The following is an 18,668-nucleotide window of genomic DNA, read 5'->3' as shown; positions in this document are numbered from 1 at the left end:
GGCCTATCCTCTCTTACGTCGATGGGCAGGATTATTTCGCTGCCCCGCACTCTCCTGCATAGTCATTACCACGCCAGCGAATTCCTTCATCACCCGACGGTAGACGTCGCGCTTGAAGGAGACAACCTGACGTACCGGATACCAGAAACTGACCCAGCGCCAGCCGTCGAACTCCGGCGTGCTGCTGTGCTGCACGTTGATATCCGCGTCATTACACATTAACTGCAAGAGAAACCACTTCTGTTTCTGGCCGATACATACCGGCTTTGTGTCCCAACGCACCAAACGTTTTGGCAACTTGTAACGCAACCAGTTACGGGTAGAAGCAAGTATTCGCACATCCTTCCGGTGTAATCCGACCTCTTCGAACAGTTCGCGATACATCGCCTGTTCTGCGGTTTCACCGGGATTGATGCCTCCCTGAGGAAATTGCCAGGAGTGCTGTCCAAAGCGCCTGGCCCATAACACTTGTCCCTGCCGGTTACAGATTACGATACCAACATTCGGGCGGTAGCCATCATCATCGATCACCGGACTACCTCAAAGCAAAATTTGAATGCGCTGATTGTTTCACACTCCTTACAGGCGGTAAACCACTGGATTCATGAGGGGTTGCGCCCTGTTTATCGGGATAACTCACAGAAAAGCGCGAAGTTATAAACAACAACCGCAAAAAAGATCGATCTTATTCACTATTTCTGTGGATAGCTTTGTGCAGAACGCGGGAGTTAACTGAATAACCCCCCGGCCAGGGGCTGCAGAGCAGGAACGTTATAATTACCTATACATATGATTTTACTCTCTTTAATTTCATAATCGCCATCCGTCTTTTTTTTACCGACAGCGAATATTTTTGCGGCAGCTGACAAATGGTCAAAATTTAGCCACCGCCTTTTTTATCCACAGATAATTGTTCAGAGTCAGGTCAGAGCGGTGAAATTATGCGCAGATCGTGAAAAGTCAAGGCTGTAAATGGAACCAGTACCGCACACCACGGGGGGTTATCCCACTTTTCTGTGGATAACCGGGCTGGAGATCCTGTTCATTGTTGCGGGTAAGCTGGGATAACCCGCCGGGCCTGTGGAGGATGCGAGACCACCGCAGTAAAAAAAGCACGATCTATCATGTTATTATCGATCCCGGAGACGGTTTCTCTTTATCCGGCGTTTTCGCTGTCCGCCTCTGTCTGTTTTTTAACCATCGCGAGTAGGTAACATGAGTCACCAGCCCAGACCACCCGAAGATGAAACCAGCCTGCTGGCACGCGCCCAGGCTTTAGCCGGATTTACCCTGGAAACGCTGGCTGCACGCGCGGGCCTGCCGATGCCTGCCGATCTGAAACGCGATAAAGGCTGGGTCGGCATGCTGCTGGAGTGGCACCTCGGCGCCAGCGCCGGCAGCAAAGCGGAACAGGATTTTGCGCATCTGGGCATCGAACTGAAAACCATCCCGATTGATGCACAGGGTAAACCGCTGGAAACCACCTTTGTCTGCGTCGCACCGCTGACCGGTAACAGCGGCGTCACCTGGCAGACCAGCCATGTCCGCCACAAGCTGGCCCGCGTGCTCTGGATCCCGGTGGAAGGCGAACGCGCAATCCCGCTGCGGGAACGCCGCGTCGGCGCGCCACTGCTATGGAGCCCGGACGAGCAGGAAGATGAGATGCTGCGCCAGGACTGGGAAGAGCTGATGGATATGATCGTGCTGGGACGCGTCGAGCAGATCACGGCACGACACGGCGCCTGGCTGCAGATCCGTCCCAAGGCCGCCAACAGTAAAGCGCTGACCGAAGGGATCGGCGACCAGGGCCAGCCGATCCTGACCCTGCCGCGCGGCTTTTACCTCAAAAAGAGTTTTACCGGCCCGCTGCTGGCGCGCCATTTTCTGCTCTGAATCGCCTCTCACGCCGACAGGGCCGCAATTTTGCGGGAGATCGGCGAACCGAATGCGTATAATCGCCGTTTACTTTTCGTTTAGGATTGAATGTCGGTATGTTTGAGTGGATTTCTGATCCCAATGCCTGGCTGGCGCTGGGTACCCTGACCATCCTTGAGGTGGTGCTGGGTATTGATAACATCATTTTCCTGTCACTGGTGGTCGCGAAACTGCCGAAACATCAGCAAGCCAGCGCACGCCGCATCGGTCTGATGGGCGCGATGTTAATGCGTCTGGGCCTGCTGGCGTCCATTGCGTGGGTCGCGCGTCTGACGAACCCGCTGTTTACGCTGATGGATCACCCCTTCTCCGCGCGCGATCTGATCCTGCTGTTCGGTGGCCTGTTCCTGCTGTGGAAGTCGAGCATGGAGATCCATGAGACGATTGAGGGCAGCGAAGGCGAACATAACACCCGCGTACATTCCTTCCTGGGCGCGATTGTGCAGATCATGATGCTCGACATCATTTTCAGTCTCGACTCCGTCATCACCGCTATCGGCCTCTCCGATCATCTGTTCATCATGATGGCGGCGGTTGTGATTGCCGTGATGATGATGATGTTTGCCGCACGGGCCATTGGTGAGTTCGTCGACCGCCATCCGTCTGTGAAAATGCTGGCGCTCTCTTTCCTGATTCTGGTCGGTTTTACCCTGATTCTGGAGAGTTTTGCGGTGCACGTACCAAAAGGTTACATTTATTTCGCCATGTTCTTCTCAATGGCGGTTGAGTGCCTTAATCTGATGCGCAGTAAGAAAAAGCACGCCTGAGAAAGTCAAGGGCGAGCCTGCTCGCCCGGTTATTTTCAGATTCTTTCGATTAACCCCGCCGGCAAAACCATTTATTACTACACTTTTTGCAATTGACGATTTGTGAGGATAAGGCGTGATGAGAGGGTTGGCTGGCGCAGCACTGATAGTAATGATCGCAGCAGGTTTGAGTGGATGCAGTTCTGATTATGTTATGGCAACCAAAGATGGCCGGATGATCATGACCGAAGGCAAACCCAGCATCGATAAAGAGACGGGCCTGGTGGAATACACCGATCAGACGGGCCATGCCGTACAGATTAACAGTGACGAGGTCTCAACGATCATTGAACGTTAAGTGCCTGATTTAATCACCTGCCACTGCTTCCCCGCTGACAGGTGATTTCCCCGCCTTTTCCCCCTTCCTTCCCCGCCGTTGCTCGCGCTATAGTCCCTGAGGACACAACATTCCGTTCCATAAAGAAAAGGAAGCTGGCAATGCACTATCATCGTATTCCCCACAGCACGCTGGAAGTGAGTCAGCTGGGACTGGGCACTATGACGTTTGGCGAACAGAACAGCGAAGCCGACGCGCATGCTCAGCTGGATTTGGCTATCCGTTCCGGCATCAACCTGATTGATACTGCCGAGATGTATCCGGTGCCGCCGCGCCCGGAAACCCAGGGTCTGACTGAACGCTATATTGGCAGCTGGCTTAAACAGCGCGGCTGCCGTGACAAAATCATTCTGGCCAGCAAAGTTGCCGGGCCAACGCGCGGCAGCGATGCATCAATCCGTCCGGATATGGCGCTGGACCGTAAAAATATCCGTGCCGCGCTCGACGCCAGCCTGAAACGCCTGAACACCGACTACCTGGATCTCTACCAGCTGCACTGGCCGCAGCGCCAGACCAACTTTTTTGGCAAGCTCGGCTATCAGTACAGCGAAACTACCGCGCAGGTGACGCTGCTGGAGACGCTGGAAGCGCTGACCGAACAGGTGCGCGCCGGTAAAATCCGGTATATCGGCGTGTCGAACGAAACCGCGTGGGGCGTGATGCGTTACCTGCAGCTGGCGGAGAAACATGAGCTGCCGCGTATCGTCAGCATCCAGAATCCCTACAGCCTGCTGAACCGCAGCTTTGAGGTGGGTCTGGCCGAGATCAGCCAGCATGAAGGTGTTGAGCTGCTCGCCTATTCCAGCCTGGCCTTTGGTACGCTGAGCGGCAAATATCTCAATGGCGCACAGCCTGCGGGCGCGCGCAATACGCTGTTCAGCCGCTTTACCCGTTACAGCGGTGAGCAGTCACAACAGGCGATTGCCGAATATGTGGCTCTGGCTCAGCAGCATCAGATCGATCCGTCGCAGATGGCGCTCGCCTATGTGCGTCAGCAGCCGTTTGTGGCCAGCACGCTGCTGGGCGCGACCACGCCTGAACAGCTGCAGATGAATATCGACAGTTTTAATCTGACCTTAAACGCAGAGATCCTGGAGGGTATTGAGGCGATCCATCGTCGTTATACCTATCCGGCACCCTGATCGTGCCTGCCAGCTACCGTCGGTGGCTGGCCTCTTTCACAGGTCGCGGCAGTAGAGCGTGACCGGCTTATCAGGATACTCCAGCGCTTCCCCCTGTGGCCGCCAGCCAAACCGTTCATAGTAGCCCGTGAAGGTGGACCACAGCCACAAACGCGGATAGCCCTGTTTCTGTGCCCATGCGATGACATGCTGCTGCAGCGCCTCACTCACGCCTCTGCCGCGTGCCGGCTCATCCACATAGAGAGCCGCCAGCCAGGGAAAAAGATCCTGACGGCTGATGAGGTCGCAGCGCCAGAAGCCGACGGTGCCGATCGCCCTGCCCGCCTCAATCGCAACAAAGGTGATTGGAAATTCTGCCCCGCTCAGGCTGCTGTTAACCACGCTGGCGAAAAACGCCCGGCTGTCAGCGTCACCAAAGGCGCGCCACTGCCAGTCGGTAATCTGATCGGCAAACTGCGGCACTTCGCTGAGCGACACGATCTTCATCACAGTTAATTCCTCTGAAAGGGATCACAGGTCCGGGCTTACGATATCGCCGAGGTGTGCGCCAGAAAAGGCGATCTTTTCTCTCCGGATGCAGGCGTGACAGAGCCCGCTGCTGAGGCGGCACGCTGGCCGCCAGAGAGAGAGATTAGCCGATTTCCAGTGCCAGCAACGACTGAATCGTCTGCGCGCGGCGGATTTCGCGCGGCTGGCCCTGCTCAAACAGCACTTCGGGGATCAGCGGACGGCTGTTGTAGTTAGAGGACATCGAAGCGCCGTAGGCACCGGTGTCATGGAAGACCAGATAATCGCCCACCTTTGCCGCCGGAAGCGCGCGCGGCTCGACCATGCCGCCCTCAAGCTGGGTAAAGACATCGCCCGACTCGCACAGCGGGCCTGCCACCACGGTATCTACGGTCTGCTGCTCATCAATCGCCCGCTCGTCACCCGCCATCAGCGAGATATGGTGATAGCTGCCGTACATCGAAGGACGCATCAGATCACTGAAACCGGCGTCGACCAGCACAAAGTGACGGCTGCCCATCGATTTCACCGCCCGCACCTGCGACACCAGCACCCCCGCTTCGGCCACCAGGAAGCGGCCCGGTTCGATCTCCAGCTTGACCGCGTGGCCCAGATGCTGCGCGATGCGCTGGCGTGCCGCATCCCAGAGTCCGAAGTAGTGCGCGGTATCGATCGCCTCTTCGCCATAGCGGTACGGCACAGAAAGCCCGCCGCCTGCGGAGATCGCCGTCAGATCCTGACCGGAGGCCATCACCAGTTCCACCATCGCATCGCACACCTGCTGGAGATGCCCGTAGTCCACGCCAGAACCGATGTGCATATGAATGCCCACCAGTTTCAGGCCATGCTGCGCAATTGCGGCCAGCGCCGCTTCCAGGTCGCCGTGCCAGATTCCATGCTTGCTGTTTTCACCGCCGGTATTGGTCTTCTGGCTGTGGCCGTGACCAAAGCCTGGATTGACCCGCAGCCACACCGCATGTCCCGGAGACACCGCGCCCAGCTGATGCAGCATATCGATCGATCCGGCATTCACCGGCACCTTCAGCGCCGCGACCCGTTCCAGCGTCGGCTGGTCAAACAGATCGGCGGTAAAGACAATCTCATCACCGCCCGGCTGATAACCGGCGGCCAGCGCGCGCTCGATCTCGCCCAGAGAGACCGAATCCACCCTGACGCCTGCCGCGCGCATCAGGCGCAGAATATGGATATTCGAGCAGGCTTTCTGCGCAAAGCGCACCACATCAAACGCCTGCAGCTGGGCAATCCGCGCCTGAATAATCTGCGCATCGTAAGCCCAGAAAGGCCCGGCATAACGGCGTGCCAGCGGCAGCAGGTGCGCGGCGTTGAGAGCGGTTTCGGTGTTCTGTAAAGGACGTGGCATAGCAATTCTCCTGTGGCGATAACGGCATTAAGCCAGAAACAAGCCATAGCGAAAAATATCTGTTTTAATAGCATCTATGCAGAATGGATATAGGAAGTAGCTGTGGCAAACATAAACTGGCGGCACATTGAGGTCTTTCATGCGGTGATGACCAGCGGCAATCTGACCCAGGCCGCCACGCTGCTGCACACCTCGCAGCCGACCGTGAGCCGGGAACTGGCACGTCTGGAGCAGCAGCTGGGGCTGGCGCTGTTTACCCGGGTACGCGGTCGCCTGCACCCCACGGTGCAGGGTCTGCGTCTGTTTGAAGAGGTGCAGCGCTCCTGGTACGGGCTGGACCGCATCATGGAGGCCGCCGAGGGGCTGCGCCAGTTCCGCCAGGGTGAGCTGTCGATCGCCTGCCTGCCCGTGTTTTCGCAGTCGCTGCTGCCACCGCTGTGCCAGCCTTTTTTGCAGCGCTATCCGGATGTGAGTCTGAACGTCATTCCGCAGGAGTCGCCTCTGCTGGAAGAGTGGCTCTCTGCGCAGCGCTACGACATCGGCTTAACCGAAACCCAGCACGCCCCGGCCGGTACGGATCGCCTCGCCCTGCTGACCTGCGATGAGGTGTGCGTGTTGCCGCAGCAGCATCCCCTCTGTGAGCGTGACGTGCTGACGCCACACGATTTTGCGGGCGAACAGTATGTCAGCCTGTCGCGCAGCGACAGCTATCGCCAGCTGCTGGATACGCTCTTTCAGGAGCAGGGGGTCGAACGACGTATGGTGATGGAGACGCACAGCGCGGCCTCCGTGTGTGCGATGGTCAGAGCGGGTGTGGGGATTTCGATCGTGAATCCGCTGACGGCGCTGGATTACGCCGACAGCGGTGTGGTGATGCGTCAGTTCAGCGTGGCGGTGCCCTTTACCGTCAGCCTGGTAAGGCCACGGCATCGCCCCGCTTCGGCGTTGGTTGATGCCTTTGTCAGCCACCTGCAGCAGCAGGTGGCTGACTTTCCGGCCCGTATCGCCGCGCGCCTGACTTAAGCGCGGGCCCTGACGGCCGCGCATCCCGATTTGCGGAAAGTGATCAGACAGACCAGCAGACCGATAACGGCCAGCGCAGCCGCGGCAACCGGCACCGCCGTCAGACCAAACCCTTCGCCAATCACTGCACCGCCTGCCCAGGCGCCCAGCGCATTGCCGACGTTAAACGCCGCAATGTTCAGGGTAGACACCAGATTAGGCGCCTCTTTACCGTGGCGCACCACGTTGATCTGCAGCCCCGGCACGGTGGCAAAGGTGGCCATCGCCCACAGGAACAGCGTGATCTCGGCCAGCCACAGCGCATGGCTGGTCCAGCTGAACAGCAGCGAGAAGAGGGCGATCAGTGAGAAGCTGAGGATCAGGCTAAAAGAGACTTTCCAGTCAGCCAGCCGGCCGCCGAGAATGTTGCCGACCGTCAGGCCCGCGCCAATCAGGAACAGCGTCCAGCTCACGCCGCGACCGCTGATGCCGGTCACCTCTGACAGCAGCGGCGCAATGTAGCTGAACAGCGCGAACATCGCTGCGGCAAAGAACACCGTCATCAGCAATGAGAGCCACAGTTTGCCGTTAGCCAGCGCACCGATTTCGCTCGCCAGGTGAACCGGTTTTTCCTGTCTGTTCTGCGGCAGACTCACGATCAGGGCGATAAAGGCCAGCACGCCGATCACCGCCACGCCCCAGAAGGTGGCCCGCCAGCCAAACATCTGTCCGAAGCTGGTGCCCAGCGGAACGCCGAGCACATTGGCTAAGGTCAGGCCGGTGAACATCAGCGCCACAGCGGATGCCTGACGATCGGCAGGCACCAGACTGGCGGCAACCACCGCGCCAATACCAAAGAACGCGCCGTGACAGAGCGCGGTAACGATCCGGGCCAGCATCAGCAGATGATAGTTATAAGCCAGCGCGCACAGCAGGTTGCCGATGATAAAGATCACCATCAGCAGAATCAGCGTTTTTTTACGCGGCAGTCGCGCGGTCAGCAGCGCCATAATCGGTGCACCGATCGCCACGCCCAGCGCATAGCCGCTGATCAGCCAGCCCGCCGATGGAATCGACACCTGAAGGTCGCGTGCCACCTCCGGCAGCAATCCCATAATGACAAACTCCGTGGTTCCGATGGCGAACGCACTCAACGCCAGCGCCAGTAATGCTACAGGCATAACACTCTCCCGGTCTTATTTGCAGGTGAACCGCGCAGCCGCGCAGCGCCGCGACGCGCAATATTTGATCTGCGTCACACGGCGTATTACAGCATAGCCCCGCAGCGCGACATAGCCTGCCCGCAGCAAAGGATTATTGCCTGGACGGCAATAATCCCGTCCGTCTGCGGCACCGGCAGGCCGGGTCAGGTTGTGATTTTTCACTGAGCGATTACGCTTTTTAGTGCGGAACTTATTAATTAATCCGCAACCTTGCCGATATATCTCTTAGTAAATGCCAGGTGATGTCATCCACTACTGACGCAGGGAGAGAGAATGCAACGACTCATAGCCTTGATGGTTTTTGGCTTAACAGGTTGCTCGGTCGGTCATTATGAGTACAGTCGGGAAGCGGAAAAACGGGTCGATATGACCGTGACCGGCATTCCCACCATTCTGGGTTTAGGCACGCTCGGCACCACCATTCCGCTGACGCCGGAGTACAGCCTGACCGCTGCACACGTCGCGAAATTCTCACTTTACCGGGTCAAGGCCTGGCATCCGGAGTGCGATCTGGCGGTGGTTTACCACAAAAACAGCGAAATGAATCTGCCCCCCAGCTTTCGTAACAGCCACATCGGGGACCGGATTAATCTTTACGGCTACAGTTTTATCTCAGCCATGCCGGTCAGCTCCAGCGGTCAGAACCTGATCAATACCACCCTGGCGAACAGCTGGAACAAACCCGCCTGCGTGGTGGTCGCGGCGAATGCGGGCGTGGTAAAGGGGATGTCGGGCGGCGCGGTGTATAACGCCTCTGATGATACGCTGGCGGGCGTGATTATTGGCTACAGCAATAACATCGACGACAACGCTACCGGTAAGACGTTATATAAAGATGTTGCCCTCTATGTGCCCTATTCGCGGTTTCAGACCTGGCTGAAAGAGACCCTGAAATCTTAAGATTTTTTGTCAGGCAAGCCGGGAGGGTTGCCCATTGACGGTTCAGGGGGATTGAGCCACCTGTCTTTACGCGTTGCTTCGTAATCCGGGTTCAGAGGATAAGTAATCTGATTCTCAGGGTTGGGAGTTCACCTGCCACTCAGAAGCGGGCCTCATGCTCGCTGTTATGAATAAAGGTGTGGCAGATGCCTCTGCCCGCAGGAAAGGCCATCACATCATCCGGCGACAGCGAATGCAGTTCGCCGTTGATCCAGGCGTCAGGATAACCGTCAGGCACGAAGATGAACGCCTCTTCCGCGCGCTCCGCATGGAGATAAGATTTGCGCCGTCCGGGCAAAAGCCTTTCGTGGTGAATGCCCGGGCGGATTGACCCCAGCAATTTCCCCAGTGACGCACCAACCGACATGCGCGCATCGCTGTCGGCATAATGTTCGCGCTCTTCGCCCTCCCGCGTTTGCCAGTGACGCATAGCGTCAGGGCGTTGCGTCGTTATCGTTGCTCCGGATTGAGAGATGTGCGCAGGCAGAGGAGACAGCATCAGGCGTGCCGGGACACACCACAGACATAAAAAAGGCCGGAAAACCCGGCCTTTAGCTGACGCTTAACGATTACTTGCTGCCCGGACGCAGTGCAGGGAACAGGATCACGTCGCGGATGGTGTGGCTGTTGGTAAACAGCATCACCATGCGGTCAATCCCGATCCCCAGACCCGCCGTTGGCGGCAGACCATGTTCCAGCGCGGTCACATAGTCTTCGTCGTAGAACATCGCTTCGTCGTCACCCGCATCTTTGGCATTCACCTGCTGCAGGAAACGTTCCGCCTGATCTTCGGCATCGTTCAGCTCGGAGAAGCCGTTACCGATTTCGCGGCCCCCAATAAAGAACTCAAAGCGATCGGTGATTTCAGGGTTCACATCGTTACGACGCGCCAGCGGAGAGACCTCCGCCGGATACTCGGTGATGAAGGTCGGCTGGATCAGATGCGCTTCTGCCGTCTCTTCGAAGATCTCCGTGACGACGCGGCCCAGGCCCCAGCTCTTCTCGACTTTGATATGCAGTGACTCAGCAATCGCTACCGCTTTGTCGAAATCGTCCAGATCGGCCAGGTCCGTTTCCGGACGATATTTCTTAATCGCTTCGCGCATGGTCAGTTTTTCAAACGGCTTACCGAAGTCAAACTCCTGCTCGCCGTAAGGCACGACCGTGCTGCCCAGTACATCCTGCGCCAGGGTACGGAACAGACTTTCGGTCAGTTCGATCAGATCTTTGTAATCCGCGTAGGCCATATAGAGTTCCATCATGGTGAACTCAGGGTTATGGCGCGGCGAAATGCCTTCGTTACGGAAGTTACGGTTGATCTCGAACACGCGATCGAATCCGCCCACCACCAGACGCTTCAGGTAAAGCTCCGGTGCAATACGCAGATACATATCGATATCCAGCGCGTTGTGATGGGTGATGAAAGGACGCGCAGACGCGCCGCCCGGGATCACCTGCATCATCGGGGTTTCCACTTCCATAAAGTCGCGGCCCACCATGAACTGACGGATACCCGCCATGATCTGCGAACGAATTTTGAAGGTGTTGCGCGATTCATCGTTGGCGATGAGATCGAGGTAACGCTGACGATAACGGGTTTCCTGATCGGCCAGGCCGTGGAACTTGTCTGGCAGCGGACGAAGGGCTTTGGTCAGCAGACGCAGTTCAGAACAGTGAATCGACAGTTCGCCGGTTTTGGTTTTGAACAGTTTGCCGCGTGCGCCGAGAATATCGCCGAGGTCCCACTTCTTGAACTGCTCGTTGTAGATACCTTCCGCCAGATCGTCACGGGCAACGTAGAGCTGAATGCGGCCACCGACATCCTGCAGGGTCACGAAAGAGGCTTTCCCCATGATACGACGGGTCATCATGCGCCCGGCAACGCTGACTTCGATCCCGAGATCTTCCAGCTCTTCGTTGCTCTTCTCGTCGTAACGCTCATGCAGCTGACCAGAGAGGCTGTCGCGACGGAAATCGTTAGGGAACGCCACACCGTTTGCACGCAGTGCGCTCAGCTTTTCGCGACGCGTTTTCAGTTCGTTATTTAACTCTACGGCGGCATCTGCGCTCTGCGGTTCTTGTTCAGACATGTCGGTTCCTTATAACCCTGCTTTTAAACTAGCTTCAATGAATCGATCCAGATCGCCGTCCAGCACCGCCTGGGTGTTACGTGTTTCTACGCCGGTGCGCAGATCTTTGATGCGTGCATCATCGAGAACGTAAGAACGGATCTGACTTCCCCAACCGATGTCGGACTTGTTGTCCTCCAGCGCCTGTTTCTCAGCATTTTTCTTCTGCATCTCAAGCTCGTACAGCTTCGCTTTCATCTGCTTCATCGCCTGATCTTTATTCTTGTGCTGAGAGCGATCGTTCTGACACTGGGTTACGGTGCCGGTTGGAATATGGGTAATACGCACCGCAGATTCTGTCCGGTTAACGTGCTGACCACCCGCACCGGAGGCGCGGTAAACGTCAATGCGCAGGTCGGCCGGGTTGATGTCGATGTCGATATCGTCATCCACTTCCGGATAGATAAAGGCGGAACTGAAGGAGGTGTGACGACGGCCGCCGGAGTCGAACGGGCTCTTACGCACCAGGCGATGCACGCCCGTTTCGGTCCGTAACCAGCCAAAGGCGTAGTCGCCTGATACGCGAATGGTCACAGATTTGATGCCCGCGACTTCACCTTCAGACTCTTCGATAATTTCGGTTTTGAAGCCTTTGGCTTCTGCCCAGCGCAGATACATACGCATCAGCATGCTGGCCCAGTCCTGCGCTTCGGTGCCGCCGGAACCGGCCTGCAGATCGATATAGCAGTCGGCGCTGTCATACTGGCCGGAGAACATGCGGCGGAATTCCAGCTCGCCCAGCTTGCTCTCGAGAACATCCAGCTCGGCCACGGCTTCGTTGAAGGTCTCTTCATCTTCCGCTTCAACGGCCAGCTCAAGCAGGCCCTGCACATCTTCCAGACCCTGAGACATCTGCTCCAGCGTCTGTACGATCGCTTCCAGCGAGGAGCGCTCTTTGCCCAGCGCCTGCGCTCGCTCAGGCTCGTTCCAGACATCGGGCTGTTCCAGCTCCGCGTTTACTTCTTCGAGGCGTTCTTTCTTGGCATCGTAGTCAAAGATACCCCCGAAGAACGTCGCTGCGCTCACTGAGGTCCTGAATACGGTTTTTGACCGGGTTGATTTCAAACATGGCTTTGGCGTCTTTCTTATGTTCGATGGGACAGGAAAATTAACGTCCAAGTTTACCCGAAACTGTCGGCAGATTGTAGCGCTGAGACAGCGGGCTGATGCGGGGGGTGGCGTGACCTGTCCCATCTGGCACCCAATAATGATGCCCTGCTGCTATTCGCGGCGGCTAAGAGAGGGTAACCGGCCGGACGCGCGTCGGCGATTTCCGCTGACGCGCGTCCGGCAGACTCAGTTCAGCGGCCGGAGATGATCGATGATCAGCTGCACCGAGCGGTTGCCGCGATACTCATTGATATCCAGCTTATAGGCGAGTTCGACCTGGCGGACGCTGCTGTCGGGCCACAGCGTGGTATCGACGTTAAAGGCGATACCGTCGATTAGCGGCCCGCCATCCAGCGGCTCGACCATCACTTTGAGATGCCGCTCGCCCACCAGCCGCTGCTGCAGCAGCTTAAATTTGCCGTCGAACGCCGGTTCCGGGAAGGCCTGGCCCCAGGGACCGGCTTCACGCAGCATCTCCGCCGTCTGCAGCGAGAACTCCTGCGGCTGCAGCGCGCCATCTGACCAGATAATGCCCTGCAGGGATTCGCCATCCAGCCACTCGCCCACCAGTTCGGCAAAGCGCTGACGAAACTCCTCGTAGCGTTCGGTCTCCAGCGAGAGGCCTGCCGCCATCGCATGACCGCCAAACTTCAGCATCAGGCCAGGGTTCAGCGTATCCAGACGCTCCAGCGCATCGCGCAGGTGCAGACCGGCAATCGAACGGCCCGAGCCTTTCAGCGTACCATCGCCCGCTGGCGCAAAGGCGATCACCGGGCGGTGAAAACGCTCTTTCAGGCGTGACGCGAGGATCCCCACCACGCCCTGATGCCATTCGGGATGATAGAAGGCCAGACCCAGCGGCAGATCGCGCTGTTCACGCTCCAGCGCCTGACACAGCGCCAGCGCTTCGCTCTGCATCCCCTGCTCGATCTCTTTCCGGGTCTGGTTAAGCGCATCCAGCTCGCTGGCCAGCATCCGCGCCTGGCTGAGATCGTCCGTCATCAACAGCGCCACGCCCACCGACATGTCGTCAAGGCGGCCGGCAGCGTTGAGCCGGGGTCCCAGCGCAAACCCGAGATCGCTGGCCGCTAACTGGCGGGCATCGCGATTAGCAATCTCCAGCAGCGCGCGGATGCCGGGCCGGCATTTCCCGGCCCGAATCCGGCTGAGTCCCTGCCACACCAGAATGCGGTTATTCACGTCAAGCGGCACCACATCGGCGACCGTACCGAGCGCCACCAGATCCAGCATCTCCGCCAGATTAGGTTCCGCGCGGGTGGCACCAAACCAGCCCAGGGTGCGTAAGTGGGCGCGCAGAGCCAGCATCAGATAGAAGGCGACGCCCACGCCGGCGAGGGCGCGCGAGGGGAAGTCGCAGTCAGGCAGATTGGGATTGACGATCGCCTCGGCGGCGGGCAGCGTTTCGCCCGGCAGATGGTGGTCGGTAATCAGAACCGGAATGCCGTACTGATGCGCGCACTCAACCCCGGCGTGAGAGGAGATGCCATTGTCGACCGTCAGGATCATCGCGGCACCGCGCGCGCGCGCCTGCTCAACCACTTCCGGGCTGAGGCCATAGCCATCTTCAAAACGGTTGGGCACCAGATACTGCACATTGCTGCCGCCCATGCTGCGCAGCGCCATCACCGTCAGCGCGGTACTGGTTGCGCCATCGGCATCGAAGTCGCCCACCACCATAATGCGGCGTCCATCCAGCAGCGCCTCATGCAGCAGTGCCACCGCGTTATCGATGCCGCTCAGGGACTGAAACGGCAGCAGATTTCTGGCGCCACGCTCCAGCTCCGCGGCGTCACGCACGCCGCGTTGCAGATAGAGTCGTTTCAGCAGCGGCGGCAGGCTTGCCGGTAGCGCATCGTCGACCGTCACCTCACGGCGACGGAGTTCCACGTCCTGTTTTACCACCGATTACCCACCACGCTTCTGATTGTCGAGCACCTGCTTCAGCTCCTGCGGCGACTGATAGCCTGGGATCATCATGCCGGTGTCCGTGAGCATCGCCGGGGTGCCCTGGATGCCAAACAGCACACCCAGTTTGTAGTGCTGCGCAATGTCGATTTTGCAGCTGTCCGGGGCGGCCATCTTCGGCGCATTGCCTTTCATCGCCTCATCGAACGCCTTGTTGCGGTCAGCGCTGCACCAGATCGCCTTCATCGCCGGTTCAATCTGACCGTTCAGACCTTCACGCGGGAACGCCAGGTAGCGCACGGTAATGCCCAGCGCGTTGTAGTCGGCCATCTGCTCGTGCAGCTTGTGGCAGTAGCCGCAGGTGATGTCGGTAAAGACCGTAATCACATGCTGCTCTTTCGGCGCTTTATAAACGATCATTTCCGGCACCAGCGCCTCTACCTTTTTGTCCAGCAGCTGGTTTGTGACGTTGACCGGCTGTTTGCCGCTGACGTCATAGAGCGGGCCCTGAATCATATGCTTGCCGTCATCGGTGACGTAGAGCACGCCGCTTTCCGAAAGCACGGTTTTGAAACCGGGCAGCGGCGACGGGCTGATTTCAGTCTGGTTCAGACCGAGTTTTTTAAGTGATTGCTGAATGGCGCTGTCATCGGCATGGGCCAGACCGGAAAAGGCGCTGGCTAACAGGGCCAGCATCGCAAAATGCTTGTTCATTTTTGTCCTTATCGCCGCGGTTCAGGCCCGCGGATGGTGTTGTTGATGCAACTGACGCAGGCGTTCAGTCGCAACGTGCGTATAAATCTGGGTAGTAGAGAGATCGCTGTGTCCCAGCAGCATCTGTACGACACGCAGATCGGCGCCGTGGTTCAGCAGATGGGTCGCAAAGGCATGGCGCATCACATGCGGCGATAACTTTTCGCTGTCGATGCCCGCCAGCGTGGCGTAATGCTTGATGCGGTGCCAGAAGGTCTGCCGCGTCATCTGCTGCGCCCGGTTGCTGGGAAACATCACGTCCAGCGTCTGGCCATTAAGCAGCCACGGACGACCATGTTCCATATATTGCTCCAGCCAGTAAACCGCTTCTTCACCTAAAGGCACCAGGCGCTCCTTATCCCCTTTACCGATGACGCGGACGACGCCCTGGCGCAGGCTGATATCGCTGAGCGTCAGGCCGGTCAGCTCGGAGACGCGCAGGCCGGTGGCGTAGAGCAGTTCCAGCATCGCCTTGTCGCGCAGTTCCAGCGGAATAGTGGTATCGGGCGCCTGCAGCAGACGCTCAACCTGCGCCTCAGTGAGATCTTTCGGCAGCCGCTGTGGCAGTTTCGGCGCAGAAAGCAGCGCGCTGGGATCGTCCGGGCGCAGCTTTTCGCGGTAAAGATACTGAAACAGGCGACGCATCGCGCTCAGCAGACGCGCTGAGCTGGTCGCCTTGTAGCCGCCCTCCAGCCGTTCGGCCAGAAACTGCTGCAGATCCAGCGGCGTCACGCTGAGAAGTGTCAGCCCGTGATGCGCCAGCCAGCCGGTCAGCGTCTGCAGATCCTGACGATAGGAGGCGAGCGTGTTCTGCGCCAGATTGCGTTCAATCCAGAGCGCATCGAGAAACTGTTCTGTCAGTTCGCTGTCCTGCACGTTAACTCCGCCGTCTGGTGTAAAATCATGCTCATTATGCCTGATTCAGCAGCGCTTCTGGTACAATTGCGCCAGAGTCAGTCTTTACAGAGTGTTATCTGCATGAAAATCGGTCTTTTTTACGGTTCCAGTACCTGTTACACCGAAATCGTAGCGGAGAAAATTCGCGATTTCATTGGCGAAGAGTTAGTGACGCTGCACAACGTCAAAGATGATGATCCGCGCCTGATGGAGCAGTACGATTTGCTGATCATGGGCATCCCGACCTGGGATTTCGGTGAGCTGCAGGAGGACTGGGAGGCGATCTGGACACAACTTCCCGCGCTGAACCTGCAGAACAAGATCGTCGCGCTGTATGGCATGGGCGATCAGATTGGTTATGGCGAGTGGTTTTTAGATGCGCTCGGTATGCTGCACGATCTGCTGAAGCCGATGGGCGTGCGTTTCGTGGGTTACTGGCCGCTTGAAGGCTATGAGTTCACCAGCCCGAAACCGCTGAGTGCCGATGGCTCACAGTTTGTGGGTCTGGCACTGGATGATGTGAATCAGTTTGAGATCACCGATGAGCGCGTAGAGCAGTGGTGCGAACAGGTGCTGACCGAAACCGCCGGGCTGCTGTAGCGCCCCGCTGCCGGACGCGGGCGGCTGAAAGATCATCACTCTCTGCCCGCCAGACGGCCTTTACTATTGCGCCTTGCTAAAGCAGCAGGCGCGTAATGCCCGCCATTCGCCAGGCTGCATGCTGTCCTGCATCAGCCACCAGCGCAGGACTTCGCCCTGCTCATTCTTCGCCACCAGCAGTACGCCGATCGGCAACCAGCGCAGTGGCTGCACAGGCCGGAAGCGCTTTCCCTGCCAGATCCAGCAGTGCACGCTTTCCCGCTGCAGCACGCCGCGCCGCTGCGTCAGCCGCCGGTAGCTTTGCCAGCCTTCGGCCAGCAACAGCAGCATCACCGCCCCGTTGAACAGCCCCTCCCCGACCGGCAGCGTCAGCAGCGCTGTGCCCGTGACCGCGGCTGCCAGCCCGGCGCACAGCAATCCATACGCCAGCCGGGAGGGTCGTAACTCACATTGCCACGGGGCCGCGTTCATGGTTGCGCTGCTGGATCAGGTTCACCATCCGCTTAAGCTCAGGATCTTTTGGCTCACCGTGATTCATCAGCCAGTTAAACAGATCGGGATCATCACTCTTCAGCAGGGCCACAAATACCCGCTTATCGGTGTCGCTCAGCGTGTCATACTCAAATTTGAAGAACGGCATAATCGCCACATCCAGCTCCAGCATGCCGCGACGGCAGGCCCACTGAATACGTGATTTATCATTAATATCCATGCATCAGTTTCCACAGTTCACAACGTGGCGCCTAGTGTAACCTGGTTTAATCCGGCTCGCAGGCGCGGCGTCATACGCTGTGCAACCTGCCACATTTCAGGCCGGATCTTTTCAGGGTTATCACGCCTTTTGTGCGCCGTTTTCCGTAAACAGGTTGCATTGCCAGTCGGCTCTTTTAACATTGAAGACAATGTTCCGGATGAACCTTCTTACACAGGATATCTCCATGCCCACTTTTACTTTACCGCCGCGCCAGCCTGCCGCGTCGTCCCGTCTGCCGTTAACCCTGATGTCGCTGGATAACTGGGCACTGGTTTCCATCACCGGTGCCGACAGCACCGCCTACCTGCAGGGTCAGCTGACGCTGGATGTCGCAGCCCTGGATGCTGACCACCACTCGCCCGCCGCGCACTGCGATGCCAAAGGCAAGATGTGGAGCAGCCTGCGCCTGTTCCATCGCGGAGAGGGCTATGCCTATCTGATCCGCCGTGCACTGCGCGACACCCAGCTGGCCGAGTTAAAGAAATATGCGGTCTTTTCGAAAGTAACGATGGTCGCCGACGATGAGTCAGTGCTGCTGGGCGTGGCCGGTTTTCAGGTTCGCGCCGCGCTGACCAGTCTGTTTGAAAGCCTGCCCGACAGCGAAAAACCGGTGGTGCAGCAGGGAGAGACCACGCTGCTCTGGTTCGCACATCCGGCCGAACGCTTCCTGATTGTCACCTCGCAGGCCGTGGCGGAGACGCTGAAGCAGACGCTCAACGACGATGCACAGTTCAACGACAGTCAGCAGTGGCTGGCGCTGGATATTGAAGCGGGGATTCCGGTGATCGACCCGGCCACCAGCGTCCAGTTTATTCCGCAGGCCACAAACCTGCAGGCGCTGGATGCCATCAGCTTCAAAAAGGGCTGCTATGCCGGTCAGGAGATGGTCGCCAGGGCCAAATATCGCGGCGCCAACAAACGCGCGCTTTACTGGCTGGCGGGTCAGGCGAGCCATCTGCCTGAGGCGAATGGCGCACTGGAGCTGCAGATGGGCGATCGCTGGCGTCGTACCGGCAGCGTGCTGGCCGCGGTGCAGTTAGATGACGGCACCAGCTGGGTTCAGGTGGTGCTGAACAACGATCTGGAGCCGGATAGCGTGCTGCGGGTCGAAGGGGATGAGAGCGGCCATCTGACCATTCAGCCGCTGCCCTACTCGCTGGATGAAGGCTGATCCGCCCCGCTGGCCCTCTCCCTCTGCGAGAGGGCCAGCCCTGCTCAGCCGGACAG

Annotated in this window: 19 protein-coding genes and 1 pseudogene; 8 read left to right on the top strand and 12 right to left on the bottom strand. The window is 58.3% G+C overall.

What is annotated here, in order from left to right:
- Positions 1-3: 3 nt before the first annotated feature.
- Positions 4-531 (bottom strand): RNA pyrophosphohydrolase, encoded by a 528-nt coding sequence (rppH, locus tag J1C59_RS04010; RefSeq protein ID WP_111140836.1) that lies wholly within the window; start codon positions 529-531, stop codon positions 4-6.
- 684 nt (positions 532-1,215) lie between these two features.
- Between rppH and mutH the strand changes: the two genes are divergently transcribed.
- From mutH to J1C59_RS03990, 4 genes are all read left to right on the top strand, one after another.
- Positions 1,216-1,893, top strand: coding sequence for a DNA mismatch repair endonuclease MutH (gene mutH, locus J1C59_RS04005; protein ID WP_128083954.1), 678 nt, complete (start codon positions 1,216-1,218; stop codon positions 1,891-1,893).
- Positions 1,894-1,991: 98 nt separating this feature from the next.
- Complete coding sequence (locus tag J1C59_RS04000; RefSeq protein WP_128083953.1) at positions 1,992-2,702, top strand: TerC family protein; 711 nt, start codon at positions 1,992-1,994, stop codon at positions 2,700-2,702.
- A 118-nt stretch (positions 2,703-2,820) separates the two neighbouring features.
- Complete coding sequence (locus J1C59_RS03995) at positions 2,821-3,039, top strand: YgdI/YgdR family lipoprotein (RefSeq protein WP_128083952.1); 219 nt, start codon at positions 2,821-2,823, stop codon at positions 3,037-3,039.
- 140 nt (positions 3,040-3,179) lie between these two features.
- The gene (locus J1C59_RS03990) at positions 3,180-4,220 is read left to right on the top strand and encodes an NADP(H)-dependent aldo-keto reductase (protein ID WP_128083951.1); all 1,041 of its coding nucleotides are present in this window, start codon (positions 3,180-3,182) and stop codon (positions 4,218-4,220) included.
- A gap of 36 nt (positions 4,221-4,256) precedes the next feature.
- On the opposite strand, the gene J1C59_RS03985 is transcribed toward J1C59_RS03990, so the two are convergent.
- Together J1C59_RS03985 and lysA are read right to left on the bottom strand one after the other, a co-directional pair.
- Complete coding sequence (locus J1C59_RS03985; protein WP_128083950.1) at positions 4,257-4,709, bottom strand: GNAT family N-acetyltransferase; 453 nt, start codon at positions 4,707-4,709, stop codon at positions 4,257-4,259.
- 142 nt (positions 4,710-4,851) lie between these two features.
- Positions 4,852-6,108, bottom strand: a complete 1,257-nt coding sequence (gene lysA, locus J1C59_RS03980) for a diaminopimelate decarboxylase (RefSeq protein ID WP_128083949.1) — start codon at positions 6,106-6,108, stop codon at positions 4,852-4,854.
- A 102-nt stretch (positions 6,109-6,210) separates the two neighbouring features.
- Here lysA and J1C59_RS03975 point away from each other — a divergent pair, with 102 nt between their 5' ends.
- Positions 6,211-7,131 carry a LysR family transcriptional regulator gene (locus tag J1C59_RS03975; RefSeq protein ID WP_128083948.1) on the top strand — a complete coding sequence of 307 codons (921 nt, stop codon included), beginning with the start codon at positions 6,211-6,213 and terminating at the stop codon, positions 7,129-7,131.
- Here the strand turns inward: J1C59_RS03975 and J1C59_RS03970 are convergent.
- Positions 7,128-8,291 carry an MFS transporter gene (locus J1C59_RS03970; RefSeq protein ID WP_128083947.1) on the bottom strand — a complete coding sequence of 388 codons (1,164 nt, stop codon included), beginning with the start codon at positions 8,289-8,291 and terminating at the stop codon, positions 7,128-7,130. The two genes, J1C59_RS03975 and J1C59_RS03970, sit on opposite strands and share 4 nt — an antisense overlap.
- Positions 8,292-8,606: 315 nt before the next feature.
- Here J1C59_RS03970 and J1C59_RS03965 point away from each other — a divergent pair, with 315 nt between their 5' ends.
- The gene (locus tag J1C59_RS03965; RefSeq protein ID WP_128083946.1) at positions 8,607-9,233 is read left to right on the top strand and encodes a S1 family serine peptidase; all 627 of its coding nucleotides are present in this window, start codon (positions 8,607-8,609) and stop codon (positions 9,231-9,233) included.
- Here the strand turns inward: J1C59_RS03965 and J1C59_RS03960 are convergent.
- The 6 genes and pseudogenes from J1C59_RS03960 to xerD form a co-directional block, all read right to left on the bottom strand.
- Positions 9,230-9,771, bottom strand: a pseudogene (locus J1C59_RS03960) (cupin domain-containing protein). The gene J1C59_RS03965 and the pseudogene J1C59_RS03960 sit on opposite strands and share 4 nt — an antisense overlap.
- Before the next feature lie 70 nt (positions 9,772-9,841).
- Positions 9,842-11,362, bottom strand: coding sequence for a lysine--tRNA ligase (gene lysS, locus J1C59_RS03955; RefSeq protein ID WP_128083945.1), 1,521 nt, complete (start codon positions 11,360-11,362; stop codon positions 9,842-9,844).
- A 9-nt stretch (positions 11,363-11,371) separates the two neighbouring features.
- Positions 11,372-12,470, bottom strand: a protein-coding gene (prfB, locus tag J1C59_RS03950; RefSeq protein ID WP_128083944.1) for a peptide chain release factor 2 whose coding sequence is annotated in 2 segments (ribosomal slippage) — positions 11,372-12,394 and positions 12,396-12,470 — 1,098 coding nt in all. Because the reading frame shifts where the segments join, the coding sequence is not laid out codon by codon here.
- Between the two features lie 227 nt (positions 12,471-12,697).
- Positions 12,698-14,434 carry a single-stranded-DNA-specific exonuclease RecJ gene (recJ, locus tag J1C59_RS03945; protein ID WP_128083943.1) on the bottom strand — a complete coding sequence of 579 codons (1,737 nt, stop codon included), beginning with the start codon at positions 14,432-14,434 and terminating at the stop codon, positions 12,698-12,700.
- 3 nt (positions 14,435-14,437) lie between these two features.
- Positions 14,438-15,151 carry a bifunctional protein-disulfide isomerase/oxidoreductase DsbC gene (gene dsbC, locus J1C59_RS03940; RefSeq protein ID WP_111142221.1) on the bottom strand — a complete coding sequence of 238 codons (714 nt, stop codon included), beginning with the start codon at positions 15,149-15,151 and terminating at the stop codon, positions 14,438-14,440.
- A 21-nt stretch (positions 15,152-15,172) separates the two neighbouring features.
- Positions 15,173-16,066, bottom strand: a complete 894-nt coding sequence (gene xerD, locus J1C59_RS03935) for a site-specific tyrosine recombinase XerD (RefSeq protein WP_128083942.1) — start codon at positions 16,064-16,066, stop codon at positions 15,173-15,175.
- Positions 16,067-16,168: 102 nt separating this feature from the next.
- Here xerD and fldB point away from each other — a divergent pair, with 102 nt between their 5' ends.
- Positions 16,169-16,687, top strand: a complete 519-nt coding sequence (gene fldB, locus J1C59_RS03930; RefSeq protein WP_128083941.1) for a flavodoxin FldB — start codon at positions 16,169-16,171, stop codon at positions 16,685-16,687.
- Between the two features lie 63 nt (positions 16,688-16,750).
- On the opposite strand, the gene J1C59_RS03925 is transcribed toward fldB, so the two are convergent.
- Positions 16,751-17,158 carry a protein YgfX gene (locus tag J1C59_RS03925; RefSeq protein WP_128083940.1) on the bottom strand — a complete coding sequence of 136 codons (408 nt, stop codon included), beginning with the start codon at positions 17,156-17,158 and terminating at the stop codon, positions 16,751-16,753.
- Positions 17,133-17,399, bottom strand: coding sequence for an FAD assembly factor SdhE (gene sdhE, locus J1C59_RS03920; protein ID WP_128083939.1), 267 nt, complete (start codon positions 17,397-17,399; stop codon positions 17,133-17,135). The genes J1C59_RS03925 and sdhE overlap by 26 nt, the downstream gene beginning before the upstream one ends.
- Before the next feature lie 226 nt (positions 17,400-17,625).
- On the opposite strand from sdhE, the gene ygfZ reads away from it, so the two are divergent.
- Positions 17,626-18,612 carry a tRNA-modifying protein YgfZ gene (ygfZ, locus tag J1C59_RS03915; RefSeq protein WP_128083938.1) on the top strand — a complete coding sequence of 329 codons (987 nt, stop codon included), beginning with the start codon at positions 17,626-17,628 and terminating at the stop codon, positions 18,610-18,612.
- Positions 18,613-18,668 lie beyond the last annotated feature (56 nt).

It is taken from the genome of Pantoea deleyi (genome assembly GCF_022647325.1).
In the GTDB taxonomy this organism is placed as follows: Bacteria; Pseudomonadota; Gammaproteobacteria; order Enterobacterales; family Enterobacteriaceae; genus Pantoea; species Pantoea deleyi.
This window is presented reverse-complemented; position numbering and strand designations above follow the sequence as displayed.